21 protein-coding genes are annotated in these 21,743 nt (G+C 58.5%); 8 read left to right on the plus strand and 13 right to left on the minus strand.

The annotated features are described in order from the left end of the window. Positions 1-6: 6 nt before the first annotated feature. The 5 genes from amrB to ACTRXA_RS04590 form a co-directional block, all read right to left on the minus strand. Positions 7-810 (minus strand): AmmeMemoRadiSam system protein B, encoded by an 804-nt coding sequence (gene amrB / locus ACTRXA_RS04570; protein WP_442426023.1) that lies wholly within the window; start codon positions 808-810, stop codon positions 7-9. Between the two features lie 20 nt (positions 811-830). Then, positions 831-1,481, minus strand: coding sequence for a protein-L-isoaspartate(D-aspartate) O-methyltransferase (locus ACTRXA_RS04575; protein WP_442426341.1), 651 nt, complete (start codon positions 1,479-1,481; stop codon positions 831-833). 58 nt (positions 1,482-1,539) lie between these two features. After that, a complete protein-coding gene (locus ACTRXA_RS04580) occupies positions 1,540-1,908 on the minus strand; it encodes a hypothetical protein (RefSeq protein ID WP_442426024.1) in 369 nt (122 codons plus the stop codon). 133 nt (positions 1,909-2,041) lie between these two features. Next, a complete protein-coding gene (gene moeB, locus ACTRXA_RS04585; protein ID WP_442426025.1) occupies positions 2,042-3,202 on the minus strand; it encodes a molybdopterin-synthase adenylyltransferase MoeB in 1,161 nt (386 codons plus the stop codon). Between the two features lie 104 nt (positions 3,203-3,306). Beyond that, the gene (locus ACTRXA_RS04590; RefSeq protein ID WP_442426026.1) at positions 3,307-4,494 is read right to left on the minus strand and encodes a pyridoxal phosphate-dependent aminotransferase; all 1,188 of its coding nucleotides are present in this window, start codon (positions 4,492-4,494) and stop codon (positions 3,307-3,309) included. Between the two features lie 541 nt (positions 4,495-5,035). Here ACTRXA_RS04590 and ACTRXA_RS04595 point away from each other — a divergent pair. Then, complete coding sequence (locus tag ACTRXA_RS04595; protein ID WP_442426027.1) at positions 5,036-7,000, plus strand: TonB-dependent receptor plug domain-containing protein; 1,965 nt, start codon at positions 5,036-5,038, stop codon at positions 6,998-7,000. A gap of 1 nt (position 7,001) precedes the next feature. Continuing rightward, positions 7,002-7,682: a YfiR family protein gene (locus tag ACTRXA_RS04600; RefSeq protein ID WP_442426028.1), complete on the plus strand. Its 681-nt coding sequence runs from the start codon at positions 7,002-7,004 to the stop codon at positions 7,680-7,682. 32 nt (positions 7,683-7,714) lie between these two features. Here ACTRXA_RS04600 and ACTRXA_RS04605 read toward each other — a convergent pair whose 3' ends face one another. Together ACTRXA_RS04605 and ACTRXA_RS04610 are read right to left on the minus strand one after the other, a co-directional pair. Then, complete coding sequence (locus tag ACTRXA_RS04605) at positions 7,715-8,383, minus strand: XRE family transcriptional regulator (RefSeq protein ID WP_442426342.1); 669 nt, start codon at positions 8,381-8,383, stop codon at positions 7,715-7,717. A 556-nt stretch (positions 8,384-8,939) separates the two neighbouring features. Continuing rightward, on the minus strand, positions 8,940-10,043 hold the full coding sequence (locus ACTRXA_RS04610) for an aldo/keto reductase (protein ID WP_442426029.1): 1,104 nt from the start codon (positions 10,041-10,043) through the stop codon (positions 8,940-8,942). A 447-nt stretch (positions 10,044-10,490) separates the two neighbouring features. Between ACTRXA_RS04610 and ACTRXA_RS04615 the strand changes: the two genes are divergently transcribed. Beyond that, the gene (locus ACTRXA_RS04615) at positions 10,491-11,057 is read left to right on the plus strand and encodes a hypothetical protein (RefSeq protein ID WP_442426030.1); all 567 of its coding nucleotides are present in this window, start codon (positions 10,491-10,493) and stop codon (positions 11,055-11,057) included. 91 nt (positions 11,058-11,148) lie between these two features. Here the strand turns inward: ACTRXA_RS04615 and ACTRXA_RS04620 are convergent, their stop codons facing one another. From ACTRXA_RS04620 to ACTRXA_RS04630, 3 genes are all read right to left on the minus strand, one after another. After that, complete coding sequence (locus ACTRXA_RS04620; RefSeq protein WP_442426031.1) at positions 11,149-11,496, minus strand: tetratricopeptide repeat protein; 348 nt, start codon at positions 11,494-11,496, stop codon at positions 11,149-11,151. A gap of 32 nt (positions 11,497-11,528) precedes the next feature. Next, the gene (locus ACTRXA_RS04625) at positions 11,529-12,443 is read right to left on the minus strand and encodes a tetratricopeptide repeat protein (protein WP_442426032.1); all 915 of its coding nucleotides are present in this window, start codon (positions 12,441-12,443) and stop codon (positions 11,529-11,531) included. A 91-nt stretch (positions 12,444-12,534) separates the two neighbouring features. Continuing rightward, positions 12,535-12,954: a secondary thiamine-phosphate synthase enzyme YjbQ gene (locus tag ACTRXA_RS04630; RefSeq protein WP_442426033.1), complete on the minus strand. Its 420-nt coding sequence runs from the start codon at positions 12,952-12,954 to the stop codon at positions 12,535-12,537. Between the two features lie 193 nt (positions 12,955-13,147). Between ACTRXA_RS04630 and ACTRXA_RS04635 the strand changes: the two genes are divergently transcribed. From ACTRXA_RS04635 to purM, 4 genes are read left to right on the plus strand one after another with little or no spacing between them, the layout of a single operon-like run. Beyond that, on the plus strand, positions 13,148-14,572 hold the full coding sequence (locus ACTRXA_RS04635; RefSeq protein ID WP_442426034.1) for a Glu/Leu/Phe/Val family dehydrogenase: 1,425 nt from the start codon (positions 13,148-13,150) through the stop codon (positions 14,570-14,572). 22 nt (positions 14,573-14,594) lie between these two features. Continuing rightward, positions 14,595-14,852 carry a hypothetical protein gene (locus ACTRXA_RS04640; RefSeq protein ID WP_442426035.1) on the plus strand — a complete coding sequence of 86 codons (258 nt, stop codon included), beginning with the start codon at positions 14,595-14,597 and terminating at the stop codon, positions 14,850-14,852. After that, a complete protein-coding gene (locus ACTRXA_RS04645) occupies positions 14,849-16,369 on the plus strand; it encodes a sodium:solute symporter family protein (protein WP_442426036.1) in 1,521 nt (506 codons plus the stop codon). Before ACTRXA_RS04640 ends, ACTRXA_RS04645 begins: the two co-directional genes overlap by 4 nt. Before the next feature lie 40 nt (positions 16,370-16,409). Continuing rightward, positions 16,410-17,513 carry a phosphoribosylformylglycinamidine cyclo-ligase gene (purM, locus tag ACTRXA_RS04650; protein WP_442426037.1) on the plus strand — a complete coding sequence of 368 codons (1,104 nt, stop codon included), beginning with the start codon at positions 16,410-16,412 and terminating at the stop codon, positions 17,511-17,513. A 4-nt stretch (positions 17,514-17,517) separates the two neighbouring features. Here the strand turns inward: purM and ACTRXA_RS04655 are convergent, their stop codons facing one another. Further along, entirely contained in the window at positions 17,518-17,874 is a 357-nt protein-coding gene (locus tag ACTRXA_RS04655) for a hypothetical protein (RefSeq protein ID WP_442426038.1), read from the minus strand. A 126-nt stretch (positions 17,875-18,000) separates the two neighbouring features. Between ACTRXA_RS04655 and ACTRXA_RS04660 the strand changes: the two genes are divergently transcribed. Next, positions 18,001-18,717: a hypothetical protein gene (locus ACTRXA_RS04660; protein WP_442426039.1), complete on the plus strand. Its 717-nt coding sequence runs from the start codon at positions 18,001-18,003 to the stop codon at positions 18,715-18,717. Positions 18,718-18,772: 55 nt separating this feature from the next. On the opposite strand, the gene ACTRXA_RS04665 is transcribed toward ACTRXA_RS04660, so the two are convergent. Together ACTRXA_RS04665 and ACTRXA_RS04670 are read right to left on the minus strand one after the other, a co-directional pair. Beyond that, positions 18,773-19,954, minus strand: coding sequence for a sensor histidine kinase (locus tag ACTRXA_RS04665; RefSeq protein WP_442426040.1), 1,182 nt, complete (start codon positions 19,952-19,954; stop codon positions 18,773-18,775). A gap of 399 nt (positions 19,955-20,353) precedes the next feature. After that, positions 20,354-21,712, minus strand: coding sequence for a sodium-dependent transporter (locus tag ACTRXA_RS04670; RefSeq protein ID WP_442426041.1), 1,359 nt, complete (start codon positions 21,710-21,712; stop codon positions 20,354-20,356). Positions 21,713-21,743 lie beyond the last annotated feature (31 nt).

Genomic DNA, 21,743 nt, shown 5'->3' on the forward strand with positions numbered 1-21,743 from the left:
TCCGCCTCAGGTCACGATCACCCCGGCGTACCCCACCACGCTTTCCATATCGCCGCTCACTTCCCCCGACGTCATGTAGCGGCTGAGCACCGCCTGCTTCGCGCCGAGGTCGCGCACGGTGGTCAGCATGACGGTGGCGGGATTGACCCCGCACATGGTGATGCGCTCGTCGTGCACGGTGGTGTGGAGTCCGGCGGCATCGAGTTTCAATATCCGGTCAATGGCCCGGCGATCCTTTTCCAGCGCGCTTTCATGCGTTTCATAATGCGTCATGTCCGAGCTCGCCACCACCAGCACCGGTTCATTCATCTCCTCAATCGCACCCGCCAGCGCGTGCCCCACCTTCACGCAGTCATTGAGGCTGAGCCGTTTCAGGCAGAGCGGCACAAACTTGAATGTTTTTTTCAGGTATTGAAGGAAAGGCAGTTGCGTTTCCAGGGAATGCTCGTTTTCGTGCGCGGCTTCATCTTCCTCCACGCCGGGCAGGTGTTTCCTGATGGCGGCGGCGAGTTCGGTGTCGATCTGCACGTCGCCCATGGGCATGACCCACGCGCCCTGGGACTGGATGGCGACGGGCCGGCCGCGGCCCGTGTGGTTGGGTCCGATGAGAAGGATGCGTTCGGGAATCTCGATGCGCTCGTACACGGATCCCGCGACGTCACCGGAGTACATGAAGCCCGCGTGCGGCGCCACCACCCCCAATGCACGCACGGCATTGCGGTCGCCTGACAGGTGGCTTTTGACTTCCTCGATCAACGCCTGGGGCTGGTCCGGATAAAAGCGGCCGGACACCGCGGGTTGGCGAAGCATCCCACACCTCCCGTTTCAAACTACCGGTTGCGCACCGCCCCGGTCATCGGCACGAAGCGCACGCCGGTGATGACCTCCTGCGAAATGCCCCCGGCATCCTTCCGGATCAGCAACAGTTTTTGTGCCACCTCGGCTTCCACCGGAAGCACCATGCGCCCGCCGACCTTCAACTGGTCGAGCAAGGGTTCGGGCACCTTCGGGGCGGCTGCGGTGATCATGATGGCATCGAACGGCGCGTGTTCAGGCCATCCCTTGTAGCCGTCGCCGTGGCGGGTGTGAACATTATTGTACCCCAGTTTTCGCAGGCGGTCGCGGGCCTCACGGGCGAGGGGTTCGACGATCTCGATGGTATAGACTTCGCTTGCCAGTCCGGAAAGCACCGCGGCCTGGTAGCCGGAACCGGTGCCGATCTCCAACACGCGGTCGCCGGGTTTCAACTCCAGAGCCTGGGTCATGAGGGCAACGACGTAAGGTTGCGAGATGGTCTGGCGGTGGCCGATGGGAAGGGGGAAATCAGAGTAAGCGAACGGTTGCCGCGAGGCGGGCACGAATTGGTGCCGGGGAACACGGCCCATGGCCTCGAGCACCCGCGGGTCGGTGATGTCCCGCCCGCGCAGGTCCTCGCTTACCATGCGGCGGCGTTCCTGTTCGAAACTATCCGGCCAGGACAGGCCGGGTGGAAATGAAACCGAGAAGACGGCTGTGAAAAGGAAAAAAAGAAGAAGTTGTTTACAAAATGAGACCGTTCTTTTTAAGCCATTCTTCCGTATCGAAGTTTTCGCTGACGAATTCCTCAAACTCGATTTCCTTTTGCGACAAAGGCTGGCCATCGATGTACTGAGATGTGTCCGCGGCTTTCTTTTTGGAACGGCGGGGTTTCTTCTTGGGTTTTTCCGAGCCCTCTTCCACTTCCACGTCAAACCCTTCGGTCAGGGTCTGCAGCTTGAGAACCAGAACCATGAAGCTCTGCGGGCAGATTTCCTCCCGCTTCTGTATTTCCGCAACGATCTTTTTAACTTTCTCGGAGCTCAGCACCGCTTCGGTGATGGCTTTCGAAAGCTTTTCGTAATCGCGTTCGGGATCCTCGGAGTGACTCAAGGAAACCTCCTTTCCTTAATTACACGTGTTTCCCCAAACAAAACTTGATTGCTTAGAGGCACCTTAAACCGGGGACCGCCCCATGTCAAGAACGGTAAACGGAACCTCGTTGCAGGTAAGCCTAATTGAACGATTAATATTGCGGTATCGAAGTATCGATTTTCTCCGACCACTCCAGAATCCCGCCGCGCATGCTTTTGACGTTGTCGAATCCCATCGACTTGAGCGCTTTGGCCGCCTTGAGGCTGCGCACCCCGCTCTTGCAATGAATCACGATTTCGTCCGTTTTCTGCAGGCCGTTCAGCTTTTCAGGATTCCGCTCCTCGATGACGTCGAGGGGGATCATCGTGGCGGCATCGATGCGGCAGATCTGCCGTTCGCCGTCCCCGCGCACGTCGATGAAACGGAAATTCCTGCCTTGATCGAGCATGGCCTTCACCGCTTCCGGTTCGATCTCCATCGCCCGGTCGGCTTCTTCATCTTCCGCCGCTGCAGGCATGATTCCGCAGAACTGTTCGTAATCGATGAGTTCCTTGATCGTCGGGTTGTCACCGCAGATCGGGCAGTTTTTGTCCCGGCGCAGTTTCATCTCGCGGAACTTCGTGGCTAGCGAATCGAAGATGAGCAGGCGTCCGCCCATGGGATCGCCCTTGCCCAGAATGATCTTGAGGGCTTCGTTGGTCTGCAGGCACCCGATGATGCCGCAGAGCACACCCAGCACTCCGCCTTCCGCACAGCTCGGCACCAGGCCGGGAGGGGGCGGTTCCGGGTACAGGCACCGGTAGCACGGGCCGTCCGCATGGTTGAATACCGAGACCTGCCCCTCGAAGCGCAGGATGCATCCATAAACATACGGCTTGCCCAGGAGAACGCAGGCGTCGTTCGCCAGGTAGCGCGTCGGAAAGTTGTCGGTGCCGTCCACGATCACGTCCCAGTCCTTGAAAATGCGCAGGGCGTTTTCAGAGGTCAGGCGCTCGTTGTACACGACGACGTCCACGTCGGAATTGATGTCTTTGATCCGCGCCTTGGCGGATTCCGTCTTGAGCACACCGACGGTCGATTCGCCATGCGCGATCTGGCGTTGCAGGTTGCTCTGATCCACCACGTCGAAGTCGATCAGACCCAGGGTGCCCACGCCCGCCGCGGCGAGGTACAGGGACACCGGAGATCCCAACCCGCCGGTGCCGATGCACAGCACTTTCGAGTTGCAGATTTTCTCCTGGCCTTCCACGCCCACTTCAGGCAGAAGCAGGTGGCGGCTGTATCGATTGATCTGGTCTTGCGTCAAACTCATGGTTCTGTTCCAGTGAATGGTTTATCCGGGATGGTTAGGTATGAGGTCATTCTATCAAATAGTGAGATGCTCGGAAACCGCAATTGGATTTATTCGGCCTGCGGCTACCCGTTTTGCGCCTCCCGAAAGGCCGCTTCCAGCCCCGGCAGGGCCCCCTCGATGACCGCATCCGGAAAACAGTACGACAGGCGGAAATAGCCCGGAGCGCCGAATCCGCGCCCCGGCACCACCAGCACCTTTTTCGCCGTCAGAATCTCGATGAACCGCATTTCGTCCTCCAGCGGCGATTTGGGGAAAAAGTAAAACGCCCCGCCCGGTTTCACCACGTCGTAGCCGATGCGCGTCAGTTCCGAGTAAAGCAGGTCGCGGCGCCTGCGGTAGGCGTCCACATCCACCGTCACGTGCTGGACCTCTTTCACCACCCGCTGAAACAGCGCCGGGGCATTGACGAATCCCAGCACCCGGTTGCAGAAGATGAGTCCCGACATGACGTTCGCCGCATCGGCGCATTCCGGGTGTACCGCCACGTAGCCGATGCGTTCGCCGGGCACCGCGAGGTCCTTGGAGTGCGAAGTGATGTACAGGCTGTGCTCGTACACCTCAATCGGGTTCGGCGTCGGTTCGCCCTCGAACAGGATCTTCTTGTACGGATCGTCGGCGATGAGGTAGATCGGTCTGCCTCGTTTCAGCGACTGCTCCTTCAGCAGGGCTGCCAGTTCTTCCATCGCCTGCCGGGTGTACACCACGCCGGTGGGGTTGTTCGGCGAGTTGATGATGACCGCCTTGGTCCGGTCGGTGATGGCGGCGGCAAGCGCGTCGAAATCGATCGAAAAATCCGGCCTGGTGTTCACCGCCACCGCCTGCCCGCCGTGGTTGTCCGCGTAGAAAAAATATTCAACAAAGTACGGCGCGAACACGATCACCTCGTCGCCCGGATCGAGCAGGGTCTTGAGCGCGATGTTGAGTCCGCCAGCCGCCCCGCAGATCATAACGATGTCGTCCGCACCCAGCGTCACCTTGCATTCCGCCGACAGGGCCTCTGCGATGGCGGCGCGCACATCCGGGAAACCCGCATTCGGCATGTAGCGATGGCGGCCGGGGGTGGGGTCCTGCGCGGCAGCGAGGATGGCCGCCTTCACCGCTTCCGGCGGTTCCGCCACCGGGTTGCCCAGGGACAGGTCGAACACGTTTTCCTCGCCATGTTCCTGCTTCAGGCGAATGCCTTCCTCAAACATCTTGCGGATCCAGGAGGCCCGCTCCATGAACCCCGCCACTTTTTCAGAAATCGCCATGCTTCCGTCCTTGCCGTTTTATTCTTTATGCCCGCCCGCGCGGCGGACCAAAAACCGGAATGATACTCCCCCGGGCGCCAAACGCAAACCCGGAATATTTTCCGCTCCGCAGATGCAGGTCTTTTTCGAAAAACCGATATAATCAAAAATATTTCGGCTTTAGGGAATTCGAGGGTTTTCCCTTCACACAAAATCCGCAATAATTAATGTTCCAAAGCCCGGGTTTCGATAAGGGAGGGACCAGGCGCCAGTAAAAAGATTTAAACAAAACGGTTTCAATTGTTTATCACGGCTCCAGGTTGAGCTATAAGGGGTAGAAACCGAATTCGAATACCCTGAACGGAAAACAATAATTGAATGCGGTCCCGAACTTCCTGCACCCTCTCCGGGCCTTTCTGGGTTTTGCTTGATTGGATCGGCCCGTCTACCCATTGCCATGACCCCACGATTCCCGAGACTTCTCTTATTCTTCCTGCTCTTTACCGGGGGCATTTTAACACAGGCCCATTCGGGCTTTGCTGAACCCGGGGAATCGTTTGCGGTGGAGACGCCGCCGGTTTTTTCGGAGCCGCACGATACCTTGATGGAGGTGCCGCTGGAGGAATTGTTCCAGATCACCGTCACCTCTCCCGCCAAAAAAGAACAACCGCTATATAAGACTGCATCCGCTATCTACGTGCTCACCGGAGAGGACCTGCGCCGCACCGGGGCCACCAGCGTGCAGGAAGCTCTGAGGCTGGTGCCGGGCATGATGGTGGCTCAGATCGATTCCGCCAGCTGGGCCATTTCCGCCCGCGGTTTCAACAACCGGTTCGCCAACAAGCTTCAGGTGATGATCGACGGCCGGTCGATTTACACCCCGGTGTTCTCCGGAGTGTTCTGGGACGAGGTCGATCTGATCCTGGAAGACATCGAGCGCATCGAGGTGATCCGCGGTCCGGGGGCCTCGCTGTGGGGCGTCAACGCCGTCAACGGCGTGATCAACATCATCACCAAGTCTGCCCAGCGCACGCAGGGTGGCCTGGTGAGCGCGGGGGCCGGCACCATGGTGCACACCATCGATTCCTTCCGCTATGGAGGGCAGGCCAGTCCGGAAACCGCCTACCGCGTCTGGGGAAAATACGTGCAGCGCGCGCCCCTCGACACCATGCAGGGCATGGAAGGAGTGGACGACTACCGCGTGGGGCGCGGCGGGTTTCGCGTGGACTGGAACCACTCGCCATCCAACACCTTCACCTTTTCCGGAAACTATTATGACGGGGAGCTGGAACGGAGGAACCGGAACGGATTCGTTTCGTTCGCGCCTCCCCAGGCCGGGGTTCAGCAAAGCGACTGGAAGATCGACGGCGGCATGTTCCTCGCACGGTGGAACCGCAAGCTGAGCCAGGATTCCGACTTTTCCCTGCAGTTTTATTACAACCGCCAGCATCGGCGCACCTTCCAGGTCGCGGACCTGACGATCGACACTTACGACCTGGATTTCCAGCACCGGCTCCAGATGGGACCGCGCCATGAAATCATCTGGGGATTCGGCCAACGGTTCTACGACGATTCCTTTGAAAACACGCTCGGCTTCCAGTTCGACCCCGATCGCCGGTTGAATTACATCACGAGCGGTTTCGTGCAGGACCAGATCGTGCTGTCGCCGAACCTGTGGACGCTCACCGTCGGCACCAAGCTTTCGGTCAACAACTTCACCGGCTTCGAGTACCAGCCGAGCGCGCGTCTCCTGTGGACGCCGGACCCCAGACACACGGTTTGGGCGGCGGTGTCCCGTGCGGTGCGCATCCCCTCCCGCGCCGACGATTCCCTGCGCATCAACCAGCCGGGTCCGGCCGGACCGGCCATCACCGCGCTCATCGGCAAAGAGGATTATGAGTCGGAAGACATGCTGGCACTGGAGTTGGGATACCGCGTTCAGCCGAGAAAAGACCTGTTGCTGGACATCGCCACATTCATGAATTTTTACGAAAACCTGAGGACGCTTGAACAGGGGGCCGTGTTTGTGGAGGGCACGCCCGCTCCGGCTCATCCGGTGGTGCCGTTCACTTTCCAGAACCGCAAGTCCGGGTACAGCTACGGCGTCGAGGCCGCTGTCAACTGGAACCCGCTGGACTGGTGGCAACTGAAAACGGCATTCACCTGGTTCGACTTGAACCTGGAGTTGGATCCGGGAAGCCAGGACACCACCATCGGCCAGGAAGAACAGGTGGACCCGATGTACCAGTTCAACGTGCGTTCCCACATCGACCTGCCGCGCCAATTCGAATTCGACCAGATCCTTTACTACGTGGACTCCATTCTGGCCAGCAGCACCCGGATCAAATCCTACACGCGGCTGGACCTGCGTCTCGGCTGGCGGCCCAATTCATCTTGGGAGTTCAGCGTGGTGGGACGCAACCTGCTCGACCCGCATCACCTGGAACTCACGACCGGCACGGCCCAGACCACAGACCTTTCGCTCATTGAACGCTCGGTTTTCGGCCAGGTGGTCTGGAGATATTGAAATGGTCCGGTTTCGGGGCAAACAGGGAGTGGGAAGAAGGTGTGGGGCGGTGCTGTTGCTCGCAATGGCCTGGCTCTTTCTTTCCAGTTTCCTCTATCCTTCCCGGATCATCGAGGGTCAGGTCCCGGAAAAATTTGACCAGGCCAAAGCCACGGCACTCAAGGTGGCTTACCTGCGTTACATCGCCGAATACACCACGTGGCCTTCACCGAAACTGGGAGCGACCGGCAGGCCGATCAAATTCTGCGTACTGGGTCACGATATTGAGGGCATGGCCCGGAGTATCGACCGGCTCATCATTGAATCCGGTTCTTCCATACAGGGCCGGCCGGTTCACCTGGAAATCCTGTCGCTGGGCATCCTGCCATTTTTCTCCACCAACACGGAACTTGCCGAATCGGTCCGATCCTGCCACCTCCTCTACGTATTGCCCTCCGAAAAAAACCGTTGGGATGGCCTGAAGGAACTCATCTCCAACCTGCCCATTGTTACGGTGAGCGAAATCGAAGGATTTTCGGAACAAGGCGGCATGATCCAGTTCGTGCTGACACCCGTGGCCGATGGCACATTGCGCTACACCCTGCACATCAACTTAAAACACTGCCAACGGACGGGACTGCGATTGAGCGCCAAGTTTCTGAACCTGAAACAAGCGGTGCGAATCGTTGAGTTCCCGGACTGATTGAAATGCTTTGAGGGGTGTGGGGAGAGGATTCAGAACCGGTGGCCAATCCAGACGACCGGGCCGATGATGGCATAACGCGGGATGTCCTCTTCGGACAGGATGAACTGCTCGTATTTGGGGTTGTCGGACTTGACGGCCAGCCTCTCGCCCGGAAGTCTTTGCAGGCGCTTGACCAATATCTCGTCCCTTGGCGTTCGCAGGCAATAGATGCCGTCATCACGAATGTAATTCACCGAGCCGTCGATCAACAACAGGTCGCCTTGATTAAGGGTCGGCTCCATGCTGTCGCTGATGGCCTCGATCAGCACCAGCCGGTCCTCTGGAACCTGGAGGTTTTCCTGCACCCATTTTTTCTTGAAAGCAAGGTGATCCACCATCTCACGGTGGTCCAGCGAGGCTTTCAGATTGGGGTCCGCCTCCCGGTAAATGCGGCTGAGGTAAAGGAATTCCTCCGCAGACGGGATCCTCTCCTCGTTTTCCTGAACCGGATCCTTGGCTTTGGGTCCCTGGCCGGAAACCAGCCACTCCAGGTTCACCTGCGGGTCCTGCAGCCGGCAAATGTTCAGCAACAGTTCCGGAGACGGGTTCACGGTCTCGCCGCGTTCAAGTCGGCTGATGTCCACCTGGTGTACATTCAGTTTGCGGGCAAACGCCAGCTGGCTCAATGACCCGCGCAAATTCCGGATGCGCTGACCCACTTCCTTCAAGTCTATTTTTTTATACTGGACGGCCAATTTATTAGTTTTTGTTTGACAGAATACGGGTGAACTGGATATAGTTTAGGTGCTCCGAAGTAGAGTCCTTTTTAGCAAACCCTTCCGTGCTGTCTTTAAAAAGAGCGTGCCCGTCCCATTGGGACGACCCTGAATGAATTGTTTGGATGTCAGGCTGAGTTGAGGAGGGGTAAACTATAAAATTCGGGCACTCGTCAGCCATAAGAGCGCCACATCGGCTTTCGGACAAAGTTCCCCTCCCCCGTCCAAAAGCGATTTTTGTACTGGTTTTGAAGCCCCGAGGCAGGGCCTGAGCAACCAGCTTTCCAGCCAGAAATACCTCTTTAATTGCGCAAGAATCAATCCTGCGAACGCGAAGTATATAACATTTTCCCGAAAATTCTACAGTTTTGTCAGGTTATATTGATTTTTTTGTTGAGGTTTTCATAACCTCTTTACTTTCAAATTGTTTCGACTGGAAACATTTTTGGAATTTCAGGAAAAGGGAATAGACACCCTGAATGGGTAATGATGTGTCTAACTACAGGGATTGGAACACCGCCTTGAACTGGGCCCCGTCCATCGGTTCCTCTCGGCACACCGCCAGGTTTTCCTCGATGTGGTTCAGCCGCTTCATGCCCACCAGCGCGGTGGCGATGCCGGGGGTGCTGCGCGTGAACTGCAACGCCCGTTGCAGATCGTTGAAGGGAGCGTCGCCGAACAAATGCCGCTGCTCTTCGGAAAGCGGTTCCAGCTTGCCCTGTGCGATGGAACCACTGACCACCGGGATCAATCCCAGTTCCCTGGCGGCGACCACGGCGGAAGTCACCTTGCCGTTGAGCGGCTGGGTCGGTCGCCCCACCGCTTCGCGCATCATCAGGTTGAACGGCAACTGCACGTACTGGAAATGATCCGCCCCGCTTTCCGTCACCGACCGGGCGATCTTCTTGGCGCGTTCCAATGACAGATGCTTGGCCTGCCCCGGCGGCAGGCGCAACGCGTTCCACGTCGCCAGCCCGTACGCGCGGATCTTGCCCTCCACCACCGCCTGCTCCAGAAACGCAAACGCGTTTTCCAGCCGGTCCCAGAACACCTCCTGCGGCACGTTGCCCAACTGGGCTTCGGGATTGTGCACGTAGTAGATGTCGATGGTTTCGAGGCCCAGGTTCCGGCGGCTCCGCTCCAACTGGTCCTGCAGATAGAGCGGGTGCATGCAGTGGCAGTCCGCCACCAGGTCGTCCATGCCGATGGCCGGCTCCTCGCCGGCCCCGTACTGTTCCTGGAACCACTCGACGCCCAGCGACTGCGGCAGGAACCCTCCCTTGGAACAGACGATCACCTCGTTGCGGTGCACTGCACCCTGCCCGACCAGTTCCTCCAGTGCGCGGCCGACGCAGCGCTCGCCGCGCTCACCGCGGTAATTGATGGCGGAATCGATGACGTTGATGCCCGCGTTCACGCAGTTGACGATGGACTGGTACACCATGTCGTCGGTGTCGTCGTCCGCATTGCCCAGGTAGGTGCCGAGGCCCACGGAAGACCAGTACAGCGGCCCCGCTTTTTGAAAATGCTCTTCACCGCATTGGAGTTCGAACCGGTCCCGATACTGCTTCGTGCCTTCCGGCGTGGCGTAGCCTGCAATCATAAACTCCCCGTAATGGAATGAAATGTCGTGTCGTTACCCATTGGTTCCGTGCGCCCTCACCTTACCATTTTATCCCATCACCCCAAAAAGCAAATCCACCGGGCCATGTCCGGAGCGAACGGTTTGCGTTGGGAGCGCGTCCGGTCTCCTTTATCCTTCCATAATTCAACAGCAATACCCCACCACACGTTCGAAATTGCCCCCACGGACCATCGCAGTCACCACCACGCAGTAGCCATTTTGCCCCCCGCCACGCGGGGTGATAAAGGTTTTCAAAATCAGTTCGCGAAATGATTTCTTTAGAAAAGCTTGCATCGGGGCGGTTTCGATTTCATCTAAACAGTACAAAGGGATATTGCGATCCGGGCCGCACCCGGACTACTCTAGAGGTAGTTTTTATTATTGTCCCGCAACCTTGTGAACAGGCAAAAAGGAGGGGCATCACCCATGACGACCAAACCAACGATTTATCAGGAAACCATGGCCGAAGGACCGAAGTTGGCCAAGGACATGGTTAAGGGCGCCGAGAACACCCGCGTGTTTCTGACGGACCTCACCGACGCGCTCAAGTTTCTTCTGCAGAAAGGCTTCTGGAAAAGCTGGGAGCGGATGAAAGAGGAGATCAAATTTCTTTACGGCAAGTTCACCACGTTCGACTACGTCTGCGGCGGCATCAGCTTCGCCCTGTGGGGCTTTGGCATGCTGATCGGTGCGATCGGCACCGGCCTCCTGCTGTACCAGGTGTTCCTGTGGTTGCAGGCGGGTGACTGGCAGTTCATGCCGCTGATGATGATCTGGACGTTCCTGTTCGAGGGCACGGCCCTGCACGGCTGGATGACCAGCCCCGAATCCTGGCTGGGCCTGCACACGATCCTCGAATGGATGCTGACCAACATCCCGATTTCCGTTGTGATGATTCTGGGCGGCGCGGCATTGAGCGGATTCATGGTCGCGGTCATCGTCGCCGCGCTCACCATCCGGCGCTTCCAGTTCGTACAGCAGGAGAAAAGCTAGGCAGGACAGGTGCGGTTCCAAAACGTGCAGGACCGCTTGTTGCGTGATTGCTTTTGAAGGAAGGAGGACCTCCGGGTCCTCCTTTTTTTGTTCAGGTATTCCGCGAAGGGTCGTGTTCCGGATATTTGCGGTAGAGTTTGTTGAGCAGCCGTTGCGCGGTGGCTTGTTTTGAGGGATCGTTCTTCAGCAAAAACAGATCGCGCGCCTTTTCGGCGTGGTGCACCGCCTTCTGCCCCTGCCCGATCTGGTCCGCCACCAGCCCCAGGTTGAAATGCGTCGCCGGGTGGTTGGGATCGTAGCTCAGGGACTTTTCGAATTCGGCAACCGCCTCTTCCAGTTTTTTGGCACGGCGGCACTGCCACGCTTTTCGGAAATGAATCTCGGCGGGATCCGTCGGGACGTTGCCCGGTTCCGGGTCGTCCGGTGTGAAAGCGGTCATGACCAACTCCCTGTCGGTATCGGGTGGGGGGGTTAATGGATGATGTCTTCCGGCCGCATCTTGAATTCCTTCAGCATCACTTCCTTGGCCTGCCGGGCCTGCGCCGTCCAGTTGGTTTCGCCCTGCGCCTCGTACAGGTCCTCCGCCAACTGGATGTGGCGGATGGCGGGACCGGAATCCTTCTGCTTGTAGTAGGCGCGGGACAGGTTGTAATGCGCTTCCGCGGAATTGGGATCGATCTCCAGAGCCGCCTGCCCGGTCAGGATCGCCTTGTCCAGTTGATCCATTTTCAGGTACGTCGAGCTTAACAGGTTCCACGCCTTGACGGAACGGGGATTGTTGCGGGCGCCGCGTTTGACGACGAGAATGGCTTTTTCATTCCGGTCCTGCCGGATCAGGATTTCTCCCAGTGTCAGGTAAGGCAGGGTTAACCTTGGGTTCAAGCGGACCGCCTCCTTGGAATGCTCGATGGCCCGGTCCACGTGTCCGCCCGCCAGGTAACAGGCCCCGGCCAGGGCGTGTTCCCGTGCGCGTTCGGGATCCTTCTCCAGCGCCCTCTCTGCCAGTTCCAACGCCCGTGCGTAGCGGTCAAACCGGTAACTCAACCACGCCCCCAGCGCCAGGTGATCGGAGGGAGCGTTTTTTTTCCGGAGCAGGGGTGCGAGCGTGCTCAATGATTCCTCAAAACGGCCTTCCTTGTATTTATCCAGCGCACTGTTGAAACGCATGGAGTCCAGCAGGCCGGATTTTTTCATTTCCTCGACGAAGGCCAACTGCAAAGGGTTGCCGGTGAAGTGCACGTAATAAAAAAATCCGCCGATCAGAAACAGAACCAGCGAAACAGCCTGCCAGATTTTTCGTTTGGTATTGGATTCCACTACAAGCTCCGCCACGGGGGTGGCAGTGGGGGCGTCAGAAATGATGGCAAGTACGTGGATGCGGCTCATGCCATCGTATCGGCCGCGGGTTCGACTTTAATTAGTGTAAAGGATTGGAGGAAACGGTCAAGCCGTATCGGCAATCCTTATAATTTCGAAATCATTCTCCCATCAGGTGCAAAACGACCTTACGGCGGTGCGGCTCGGTACGGTGTTCGAACAGGTACACGTCCTGCCAGGTGCCGAGGGTGAGCCGTCCTTTTACCAGTGGAATGGCGATTTGCGTCTGCGTGAGGGCGGCGCGGATGTGCGCCGGCATGTCGTCCGGGCCTTCGGCGTCGTGACGGTATCTGGGATCGCCGTCAGGCACCAGCCGCGTGAGGTACGCATCCAGATCGTGCAAAACGTCGGGATCGGCGTTTTCCTGAATGACGAGGGACGCCGAGGTATGCCGCAGGAACACGTTCAACAGTCCTGTGGTCAGCCCCTGCTGCTCCACCCAGTCCACCAGTGTGGCGTTGATGTTGTGCAGTCCGCGTCCGCGTGTGGCGACGGTGAATTCGTGGGTGCGCTGTTGCATGACCTCTTTCGCAAAAATGGGCCGACTTTGAAAGCACATGGTAACACGGCATGCGCCGGGCTCCTCTTCAGTCGAAGAGGCTGACGGCGGAAATTTTGTAAATTTCCCGGACAGGCCATTTTTTACTGTAAAGCCGGGCTTTGGAGTTTTACATTGTAAAAGGCAACGCAACAGCAGAGGAGCCCGAAACCCGATGCCCAAAGTGACCACGCAGGAGAAAAGTTTCCGCGAAAACGTCAACCTGTCTTTTGATCTCGCCGCCGCGACTCTGGATATACCGGAAGGCCTGGCCTATTTCGTCAAGGGCGCGGTCAACGTGTACCAGGTGCGGTTCCCGGTGCGCATTCACGGCCGGTTCGAAAGTTTCATCGGCTGGCGCGCGGTGCACAGCAACCACAAACTTCCGGTGAAAGGCGGTATCCGTTTCTCCCCCATGGTCACGCAGGACGAGGTCGAGGCGCTCGCCGCCCTGATGTCGTACAAGTGTGCGCTGGTCAATGTGCCTTTCGGCGGTTCCAAGGGCGGTCTGGTGGTCGATCCGAAGCATTTCGAACCGGACATCATGGAGCGCATCACCCGCCGTTTCGCCTACGAGCTGATCAAGAAGGACCTCATCAACCCGGCGTTGAACGTACCCGCTCCGGATATGGGAACGGGCCAGCGCGAGATGGCCTGGATCGCCGACACCTACATCCAGCACCGGCCGACGGACATCAACCACCTCGCCTGCGTCACCGGAAAACCCGTATCGGCGGGCGGCATCCGCGGTCGCGTGGAGGCTACGGGACGCGGTGCGGTGTTCGGCCTGCGCGAGTTCTTCCGTCACGCCGAAGACAAAAAACAGGCGCGGCTCGAAGGCACGCTGGAAGGCAAGCGCGTCATCGTGCAGGGTCTCGGCAACGTCGGCTACCACGCCGCCAAGATTCTTCAGGATGAAGACGGCGCGAAGATCATCGGCATCATCGAGTGGGACGGCGGCCTGTACGATTCCGCCGGACTCAACGTCGATGAGGTCGCGGAATTCAAAAGGGTGCACGGCGGGGTGAAGGGATTCCGCTGTGAACAGTTTTACGACGACGGGAGCGCCCTGCTGGAAGAGGCCTGCGACATCCTCATCCCCGCCGCCATGGAGGGCGTCATCACACTGGAAAACGCGCCGCGCATCCAGGCGAAACTGATCGCCGAAGCGGCGAACGGTCCGGTCACCTTCGACGCGGAAACCGTTCTGCGCAAACGCGGGGTGTGGATGATCCCGGACATCTACCTGAACGCAGGCGGCGTCATCGTTTCCTATTTCGAGTGGATCAAGAACCTGTCGCACATCCGCTTCGGCAGGATGACGCGGCGCTGGGAGGAGACGCAGAACGAACTGCTCATCCAGGCGCTGGAAAGCAACGGCCATAAAATCGAGGGCACCCTCGCCGCCAAGCTGATGGTCGGGCCGGGTGAAGGGGAACTGGTGCTTTCCGGTCTCGATGACACCATGCGCGAGGCGTTCCAGCACATGCGCGAGTATTTCTGGCGGAACGAAAACGTGGAATCGTACCGCATTGCCGCCATGGCCATCGCCATCGAAAAAATCGCCAACAGCTACCTCGAAATGGGCGTGTACCCGTAACGCTCCCTCCCAGCTATTTGTAATGCTCGAACATTCTTCCTCTTCCAAACCCTGCTCTTCATCCGCAAACGATGCCCGGTTTCCCCGCTGGGTGTGGGGCGTGTTCGCGATCCTGATCGTGGCGATGATTCCCATCTGGCCGATCGATGGCAACTGGCTCGGCATTCCCGGCTGGGCAATATTCGCGCTGGGGGTCAGCGTGGCAGCCAGCGGCTTCATCGCGTGGGTGACGCTCCGCGTCTGGCGGGAACCGGAGAATGACGAGGACCCCGCCGCATGACGGAGCTTCCCTTCGGACCCGGTGCGCTGTTCGTCGTCGCCATCTACATCCTCTCCCTGCTCGGTATCGGCTGGTACGCCTATTCGCGGCGAAAGGAAAACAGCCTCAACGATTTTTTTCTCGGCGGCCGGGAGATGGGGTTCCTCGTTCTGGTGCTCACGCTCTACGCCACGCAGTACAGCGGCAACACGCTGTTCGGGTTCAGTGGCGCCGCCTACCGCGAAGGCCTGCGTTTCCTGGTGTGCGTGCACTTCATGACGGCCATCGTCATCGCCTATCTCATTTTCGCGCCGGGCCTGCACCGGCTGAGTCGGGAACACCAATTCATCACACCGGGAGATTACGTTTATCACCGCTTCGGCAGTCACGCCCTCCGCATTGCGGTGACGCTCATTATGGTGTACGTGCTGTGCAACTTCACCCTGGCTCAAATGAAAACACTGGGTACGGCGTTCGCCGGCATTTCACAGGGCCGCATCCCGATGTGGGTCGGCGTGGTGGGACTCGCCCTCATCATGCTGGTGTACGAATCGCTGGGCGGCATGCGCAGTGTGGCGTGGACCGACGTCATCCAGGGCGGCATCCTGATGACCGGGTTCCTCATCCTCCTGCTCCTCGCATTCGGTCAGCTGGGAAGCCTGACCGATGCCTTGACCACGCTCGCGGCCAATCCCGAAACGAGGTTTAAAGTGTCGCCACCCACCGGCGAGGGCGCACGCACGTGGTTGAGTTTCATATTGATGGTCGGACTGGGCGCGGCCATTTATCCGCAGGCCCTGCAACGCATCTACGCCGCCAAAAATGCCGGGGCCCTCAAGCGCTCGCTCGCCGCCATGGGATTCATGCCACTCCTCACCACGGTGATCGCGGTGGCGGTTGGCATCCTGATGGCGGCGCATTATCCGGACCTCGACCGCCTGTTTCTCGCGGAGACAGGAGAGGCGGTGGTGCCGTCGGAGACGGTGCTGGCGCTGATGTGCCGGGAGGTGATGCAGGCGTCGGCACTGGGTTACTGGCTGGTTGTGTTCATTTTCGCGGCGATCCTCGCGGCGGTCATGTCCACCGCCGACTCGGCGCTTCTCAGCATCAGTTCCATGATCACGCAGGACCTGTACGGCCAGTACGTGCGTCCGGATGCAACACAGGCGCACCTGACGCGCGTCGGAAAGGTATTGACCTGGGTGCTCATGGTGCCGATCACCGGACTCGCTCTGGGTTACGAGGGCACGCTCATCCAACTGCTCAAGGTGAAGTTCGACCTCCTGTTGCAATGCGTGCCCGCGTTTTACATGGGCGTGCACACAACGCGTCTCGGGGCGCGGACGGTGATGACGGGTCTGCTGGCAGGGTCGGCTTTAGCGATGGGACTGAACTTCGCCGGAGACCTGGGCCTCGCCGACGCCAACCACCCGAAAGTGTGGGGCATCCATTCCGGCGTTTTGGGAATGACTCTCAACCTCGTCATCTGTTTTGGTTCGCTCGCGGTTTCCAAAAAGATTCAACCGTCCGGGCAATAATGATATAGTGAAAAAAACTCCATCAACCCTGCGACCTGCCATGCCGAACAACAACCCGACCCCTTCAAAATACGAAGAAAGCGGCGTCAGCCAGACCGGCGCTGAAACCGCGCTCGACCATATACTCAAACACATCCTGCCGACCCGGCAGTTCAACACCGAATTCCCGGTCAAAGCCGACATCGGTTACTTCGCCAACGTCATCGACCTGGGCAACGGAACCGGTGTGGCACTCTGTACCGACGGTGTCGGCACCAAGATGCGCGTGGCCGAGATGATGCACCAGTACGACACCATCGGCATCGACTGCGTGGCGATGAACGTCAACGACCTCATCTGCATCGGCGCCAAACCTGTCAGCATGGTGGACTACATCGCCTGCTCGCACCTGGAGCCGCAGGTCTTCGATCAACTGGGCCAGGGACTGGCGGAGGGGGCGCGGCAGGCGGGCATCAGCATTTCCGGCGGCGAAATCTCCCAGATCCGCGAGATCATCTGCGGCATCGACCTCATCGGAGCGGCGCTGGGGCACATCCAGCTCGACCGCATCAACACCGGCCAGAACATCGCCGAAGGCAACCTGATCCTGGGAATGGCGTCGAGCGGGGTGCACAGCAACGGGCTCACCCTGGCCCGACGCGTGCTGCTGGGCGAAACGGAAGACGAACAGAAGGAAAACGTGCACAAATACGAGGAGTCGCTGGAGCGCACGCTGGGCGCGGAACTGCTGGAACCGACCTGTATTTACGTTCCCGCGGTGCTGGAGATGTTCGATGCCGGCCTCGACCTGCGAGCGCTGGTGCACATCACCGGCGGCGGTCTGTTGAACCTGCTCCGCGTGCAGAAAAAAGGCATCCGCTTCGTCATCGATCCCCTGCCGGACGTTCCCCCTGTATTTTCACTCATTCAACAAAGGGGGGAGATCAGCGATGCGGAGATGTACGAGGTGTTCAACATGGGCGTGGGGTTCTGCGTGATCGTCGAGCACGCCAACGACGCCGAGGCGGTGCAGAAAATCTGCAAACGCCACGGCATCTCCTGCCACGGTATCGGTTACGTGGAAACAACGGGGGACGACGGCAAGGAAGTGGTCATTCCCTCCAAAAAACTGAAAAGCGAAGGCGGCCACTTCACTCCCATGTAACCGGTCAACTGCCTTCGCGGTAGGGCGGTTGCCGAGTCGCAGCCTGCGAGGTGTCTTTTTCCCGCCACTGCGGTTTCAGGTTGCCCGCCAGCGAGTTGTCGATGTCTTTCATCGTCGCGTCCACGCACCCGCCCCACATCAGCCACGTGTCCTTCACCACCGCCTTCACCTTGTCGCCGAAGTCGAAGCGGCAGGCGTCCGGTCCGTTCGCCAGATACTTCATGGTGCCGGGATAAAAGAACAGCACCTCGACAATATTGGACGGGTCGTAGGGCGGATCGCATTGGGTACCGGACTCGGCGGCATACGCCGGCCCCGATACCAGCAGGGAAAACGCGAGCATGCCAAGGATTCGTTTCATGACCACCTCCGGTTCGAATAACTCTTATTACTTCCAGTGTATCAAACCGGGAATCCCCGAATGTGGAAAAAACCGGATGCGTGAAGGGGATCGCTGCGGGACGGTTTCGACAAGTGGAGCGCAGGCATGACAGAGGAATTCCGGCCGGCTAAAGGCTCTTTTGTTTTGCGGATTTACACAGCCCTCAATGTGTCGGGCGTGGTTGTGCTGTTGTTCGCCGTCATGGAGCACGGCTTTGAAAACCATCACCCGCTGTTCGATGTCGGCGCCCCACTGGGACTGGTGATCCTGTTCTTCCTGATTCCCCTCGGCTGGCTCGGTGTCTGGCTGGCGAAGCGGAAAAGGGCGGCGGCGATTCCCCTTCCTCAACGCTACCTGCTGATTTCCAACCTGTTCCTGGGAGCGATGTGGATGCTGTCGTGCGTCCTGGTGGGATTTTACGCATTCATCTATCTTTCCTTTCTTCCGCAACCCTGGCTGGCTTCCAATCAGGGTCCGGACACTCCGGCGGCACAACTGGAGTTTGAAAAATATTTCGGCGTCGAACCCGGAGGCGGGGTGCGCAATCTGTATCACCTGCATTCGCCGGATATGGCCTTGTTCCGTTTCGATCTGGAAGAGAACGCTCCGGTCCTGACCGCCCTGAAGGAGGCGAAGAAAATGGTTCCGCAAGCGGGCCCCTGCCCGATGAACCTGGCCCATCCACCGGAGTGGTGGGGCTCACCGGAAACCTCTTATTCGGGAGAATGTTTCGGAACTCCGGCCGGGAAAGACCCGGCCAATCCCATCATGCGGGTGCACCCTGATTCCGGCCGGGTGTTCTTCATGGATTTCCGGCCCTGACCCGGCCGCAACGGAATGGCACTGCAGGAATGAAACAAAGAGGAAGGAAAGAATCCTAAGCCGCTTCGACGTGGGCGACTTCCACTTTTGGAAGGCGGATGAGAAAACGCGTGCCGCGCCCGACTTCGCTTTCGACTTTCAGTTCGCCCTTGTGGCGGTCCACCACCTGGCGGCAGATGGCCAGCCCGATGCCCGACCCCTCCACCTTGTCCCTCGAATGCAGGCGTTCGAACGGCAGAAAAATCATGTCGATGTTTTCTTTGGGAATACCAATGCCATTGTCCTCGACATAGAACTGGTATTCGTCCTCGTTTTCGTACAAAACACCGATGGAAATTTTCGGCGGCAGGTTCATCCGGCGATACTTGAGCGAGTTCGAAATGAGATTGCGGAACAGCAACTGCATCTGAAACGGATCGGCATGAAGCACCGGCAGACGGTTGACCTGAATTTCCGCCTGCGTCTCCACGACGCGCACTTCCAGATCCTGCACCACTTCCCGAAGGACGCGGTTGAGGTCGGTTTCCTCCAGCATCTGGCTGCTCTGGGACACCCGGCAGAGCTTCATGAGACCGTCGATCAGGTCCTCCATGCGGGCGACCGCCTTGCGCATGCGCTGCAGGAACGAGTCGATCTCCTGCGCGATCTCCGGTTCCTGTTGTTCGATCATTTCGCTGTAGGCCACGATCTTGCGCAGGGGTTCTTTCAGGTCATGGGACGCGATCGCGGCGAAGTTTTGCAGGTCCTTGTTGTTCTGCTCCAGCTCACGGGTGCGGTCGGCGACCTTGTCTTCAAGGTGCTGCGTGTATTCGTTCAGGCGCGCGTTGGTGATGTTGAGGAGAATGCGGTCTCTCTGCATGTCTTCACGTAGACGATTGCTTTCCTTCAATTCCTTGCGCAGGTTTTCCGTGAGGGTGCCGATCAGCCACGCCGCCAGGATGAGGAACGACGCCCAGACCGTCATGTTCATGTTGAAGTCGAAACGGCTTTCGATGGTGATGGGCTGGTCCTGGTTGGCCAGAAGGAAATACCAGACCAGCAGAATGGCGAGAAACGCACCCAGCACCGCAAACCGCCGGCCGATGTAGTACCCGGCCAGCACCGCGAGCAGGTAGAACATGTCAAGGAAAGCGATCTTCGAGTAGATGAAATAATTGATCACCACCACCCCGAGCAGGATGGCCAGGATGATCACCTCGCTGATGTTTTCCTTGATGTAGGCTTTAAATTTTTCCACCGGAACTCCTCAACCCTGTTTTCCTTTGTTCAGGAAGATCTGGATGAAATGTGCGGTTCCCGAAACCCATTCCGAATAATGGGAACGTTCCATTTCCGGTGTGTGCCGGTTGCGCCAGCCAACCTGCAAACCATTCTAATACTTGATTTAGTTTCCCAGGAATGCAACCGGTTTCAATATAAAAAATTTTCCCACGTTCGATGTCAAAACAAAAGCCTTTTCCAGCCCGTCCGCTGCCCCGTGATTTGCAAGGCGGGGGCGCCACCTTCCCGGCGGGACCCGGTTTCGTTTACATCTGATTCAATTTTAAGGCTAAATCCCACTTTGTCAAAACAAACAGGAGGACAAAATCGGCTCAGCAAACGATTGGGGAAAATTCAGTTTGAATTACCACCGGTTTCAGTCGGCAGGCAGGAAATGCGTGATGAAGACGATGGCGACGGCCACGGGACTGACGTACTTCAGGATGAACTCCCAGTAGCGCGCCCAGTGAAAAGTGGTTTCATGCCGTTCGATCTCCTTGTGCGCTTCCTTCGTGCCCCACACCCAACCGACAAAGACAGCGGTCAACATGCCCCCCAGCGGCAGCAGGAAATTGGATGACAGGTTGTCCACCACGTCGAAGAAAGTCATGCCGAAAAAGGTCACATCCTGCATCACCCCGAAAGACAGGCCGGAGGGGATGCCGAACAGGTAGATGACCACGCCGGTCACGATCACCGCCTTCTGCCGCGGCCAGCCGCGCTGGTCAATGAAGTAGGCCGACACCGATTCCAAAAGGGAAATGGCGGAGGTGATGGCGGCGATGGTCAACAGCGCAAAGAAAATGATCGATACCAGCGTGCCGAACGGCATGCTCGAAAACACGGCGGGCAGGACGTTGAAAACGAGGCTCGGACCGCTTTCGGGCTCCAGCCCCATGGCGAACACGGCGGGAAAGATCACCATCCCCACCAGCAGCGCGATCATGGTATCGAACAGGACGACATAAAACGTGCAGGAAGTCAGGTTTTCTTTCGGCGACAGGTAGCTTCCGTAGGTGATCAGGCAGCCCATGCCGAGGCTGAGCGAAAAGAACGCCTGGCCCATCGCCAGTAAAACCGTCTGCCCTGTTATCTTGCTGAAGTCGGGATAAAGATAAAACTTCACCCCCTCTTCCGCGCCGGGCAGGGTGAGGGCGCGGATCATCAGGAGGAACAGCATGATGACGAGCGTCGGCATCAGGATGTCACAGGCGCGCTCGATCCCGCCGTGCACCCCCCGGTACACAATGGCCATGCACATCGCCATGAACAGCGTGTGGTACACCATGATCTCGCCCGTATTGGCGATGAACTGGCCGAAGAACGCTCCCGCCTCCGCAGAGGACGCGAAGTGATCCACCACGTGCGTCAGCGATTTCACCACGTAGGCCAGCGTCCAGCCGCCGACCACACCGTAAAAGGAAAGGATCAGGAAGCCGGCGAGCACGCCCATGTACCCGACCAACACCCACGGCGTGCCGGGTTTAAGCATGTTGAAAGCGCCGACCGGGTTCAGGTTGGTGCGCCTGCCGATGGTGAACTCGCACAGCATGATGGGCAGGCCGACGACCAGGATGCAGACGAGGTAAATCATCACGAACGCACCGCCGCCGTTCTCGCCGGTGATGTAGGGAAACTTCCAGATGTTGCCCAGCCCGACCGCCGAACCGGACGCGGCGAGGATGAATCCCAGCCGCGACCCCCAGAATCCGCGCTGTTTGCCTTGAGTCTCCATGGCCTTCAATTATAAAGAGTTAACGTGGTTC

This window comes from Nitrospina sp. P1_D6 (assembly GCF_052156615.1).
Taxonomy (GTDB): domain Bacteria; phylum Nitrospinota; class Nitrospinia; order Nitrospinales; family Nitrospinaceae; genus Nitrospina.

Excerpts from the sequence above, each read along its gene's own strand:
- amrB (WP_442426023.1), bottom strand. The coding sequence starts at position 810 with ATGCTTCGCCAACCCGCGGTGTCCGGCCGCTTTTATCCGGACCAGCCC.
- moeB (WP_442426025.1), bottom strand. The coding sequence starts at position 3,202 with ATGAGTTTGACGCAAGACCAGATCAATCGATACAGCCGCCACCTGCTT.
- ACTRXA_RS04590 (WP_442426026.1), bottom strand. The coding sequence starts at position 4,494 with ATGGCGATTTCTGAAAAAGTGGCGGGGTTCATGGAGCGGGCCTCCTGG.
- ACTRXA_RS04600 (WP_442426028.1), top strand. The coding sequence starts at position 7,002 with ATGGTCCGGTTTCGGGGCAAACAGGGAGTGGGAAGAAGGTGTGGGGCG.
- ACTRXA_RS04610 (WP_442426029.1), bottom strand. The coding sequence starts at position 10,043 with ATGATTGCAGGCTACGCCACGCCGGAAGGCACGAAGCAGTATCGGGAC.
- ACTRXA_RS04615 (WP_442426030.1), top strand. The coding sequence starts at position 10,491 with ATGACGACCAAACCAACGATTTATCAGGAAACCATGGCCGAAGGACCG.
- ACTRXA_RS04620 (WP_442426031.1), bottom strand. The coding sequence starts at position 11,496 with ATGACCGCTTTCACACCGGACGACCCGGAACCGGGCAACGTCCCGACG.
- ACTRXA_RS04625 (WP_442426032.1), bottom strand. The coding sequence starts at position 12,443 with ATGAGCCGCATCCACGTACTTGCCATCATTTCTGACGCCCCCACTGCC.
- ACTRXA_RS04630 (WP_442426033.1), bottom strand. The coding sequence starts at position 12,954 with ATGCAACAGCGCACCCACGAATTCACCGTCGCCACACGCGGACGCGGA.
- ACTRXA_RS04635 (WP_442426034.1), top strand. The coding sequence starts at position 13,148 with ATGCCCAAAGTGACCACGCAGGAGAAAAGTTTCCGCGAAAACGTCAAC.
- ACTRXA_RS04640 (WP_442426035.1), top strand. The coding sequence starts at position 14,595 with ATGCTCGAACATTCTTCCTCTTCCAAACCCTGCTCTTCATCCGCAAAC.
- ACTRXA_RS04645 (WP_442426036.1), top strand. The coding sequence starts at position 14,849 with ATGACGGAGCTTCCCTTCGGACCCGGTGCGCTGTTCGTCGTCGCCATC.
- purM (WP_442426037.1), top strand. The coding sequence starts at position 16,410 with ATGCCGAACAACAACCCGACCCCTTCAAAATACGAAGAAAGCGGCGTC.
- ACTRXA_RS04655 (WP_442426038.1), bottom strand. The coding sequence starts at position 17,874 with ATGAAACGAATCCTTGGCATGCTCGCGTTTTCCCTGCTGGTATCGGGG.
- ACTRXA_RS04660 (WP_442426039.1), top strand. The coding sequence starts at position 18,001 with ATGACAGAGGAATTCCGGCCGGCTAAAGGCTCTTTTGTTTTGCGGATT.
- ACTRXA_RS04670 (WP_442426041.1), bottom strand. The coding sequence starts at position 21,712 with ATGGAGACTCAAGGCAAACAGCGCGGATTCTGGGGGTCGCGGCTGGGA.